At 61.2% G+C, this 1,861-nt stretch carries 2 protein-coding genes; both read right to left on the minus strand.

What is annotated here, in order from left to right; translation table 11 throughout:
* Positions 1–343: 343 nt before the first annotated feature.
* Complete coding sequence (locus tag AC1DY5_RS53780; protein WP_478122381.1) at positions 344–493, minus strand: hypothetical protein; 150 nt, start codon at positions 491–493, stop codon at positions 344–346.
* A gap of 714 nt (positions 494–1,207) precedes the next feature.
* Positions 1,208–1,861, minus strand: a 654-nt coding sequence (locus tag AC1DY5_RS53785) for a DUF2182 domain-containing protein (RefSeq protein ID WP_478122382.1), incomplete at its 5' end; no start/stop codon positions are given.

The following is a 1,861-nucleotide window of genomic DNA, read 5'->3' on the forward strand; positions in this document are numbered from 1 at the left end:
CAGCCTGGGTGCGCTTGACGATGTGCTCGAACTCGATGCGCGGAATCAGCTTGAGGATCTGACTGAACATGCTGCATGATGCTTTCACGTTGGGCCTCTCGTGAGTGGGGTGGAAGTTCGTTTGGCGACAACTTTTTACCCCACGCATCGGGATGGCTCAACGCCTTCTGTCTTGGACAAGAGTGGCCAAAACCCTACCCTTGGTTGAAGGTGCCGCGCGCCCAGGCTCGCCGACATGTCGAGAAGCATGGTCATGCGTACGAGCCAAAGTAAGTGCCATTCGCCCTAAGCCCGCGCTGGCACGCGAGGCCTCGTCGCAAGCGATTGCGCCGATCGCCGGTGCTCAAAACGTCGGTGCAGGGGGATCAGTGTCTTCGCTCTTTCTCACCAGCGCGTGTTCGACATCCGAGAACGTGTCACCGATGTAAGGGGCCGGATCGGCAGCTGCGGCATCGACCTTCCGGCTCTCCGCAGCGTCGATCGTCTTCACCAAGGATTGCGAGACGTTCTTGCCGCATCCGGAAAAACCCGAGACTAAGGTTAGCGCAAGGCCGGCGGCTACCAAGTGTCGTGCAGGGAGTGAACGCATAAGACCTCCTTTGCCGCGCCACGACCGGCGTGGCAAGGTCCATACTCGGCAGCGCTCTGTCAAACTTCAAGGAGTTCGACGGCCTATCGACTAACGGCATAGGGCCTGCTGCCAACGCCGTGGCGCGAGCAAAACGAAAAGCCTTGCATCACGCTACGTCTGTAATCGATCGCAAGAAGTCCGCTTCCGGTCAGCATTGTTTGCCTGCCATCGCAGCGCCCGGTGATCCAGCGCCAGCCGCGGAATCCCGTGTAGATGCCGGGATCGGTTGGAGCGGGTGAAGGGAATCGAACCTCCCCGTTTTGACCACTTTCCCTAGCCTGGATTTCCACGCTGGGTAGTTCGCCTAACGCGGTGGCCTGTTCGTCAGGGGCTGGGGGTTACGCCGACATGCGCAGAGAGTAGCCCTTCCACCAGGGAATAGGGATCGCAGTATTGAGCAATCCGGAGGCGAGCCTGCTGCACTCGGGCAGCGGTCGTTGCGTGCGGCGCCTTCGGAGCACACGGATATGGCCGGAACTGTGAGTTGGCAGGGGCCACGGGAAGCTGACCGGGCGCGCAACTTTCGAACTGCTCTCTCGTGATCCAACAGGCCGCGTGATGCCTGTATGCCCCTTCTTAAAACGCGAGCGCCAGCATCCCGGCACCCCAGACGAGCAGAGCGACGCCGGTCGTGTAGCCGATCCAGTGCCCCGCAGGGACAGTCTTTTCGCACAGTACGTACAGCGCGAGGCCCGCAACCCAGTAGAGGTTCATCACGCCGCCGAAAAACATCAGCCCCATCAAGAACCAGCAGCAGCCGACGCAGAAAGCCCCGTGCAAAAGACCCATGCGTAGCGCGCCACGGGCGCCCCGCCGCCAATGGGTACTAAGGAATGCAAGCGGCGATCGACAGTGGCGAAGACAGGCATGCTTGACCGGGGTGAGTTGGTAAACGCCGGCGGCGAGCAGCAGTAAGCCGCCTAAAACCGCGTTGGTCGCGACGAGCATCGGTGAAAGGAGCCCGGTGCGCTCGAACCCCCACTGCAGGATGACCCCGACCAGGCTGAAGCCAGCCCAGGCAGCGAGATAGCCAATCGCAAAAATGCTCGTCGCAACGTAGGGATGGCCTGCGTCGCACTGCTTGCGATTGACCGTCGCAAACGAAAGGATCGCTGGCGCTGCGCCAGGCAGCATCATCGCGACCATCATGACCCACCACATGAAGAACATCAGTACTGCATAGCCGGGCGTCCAGACCGCGCGCGTCATCATCGCCATGCGAGCCATGCC

The organism is Variovorax sp. P4_D9, from assembly GCF_056401695.1.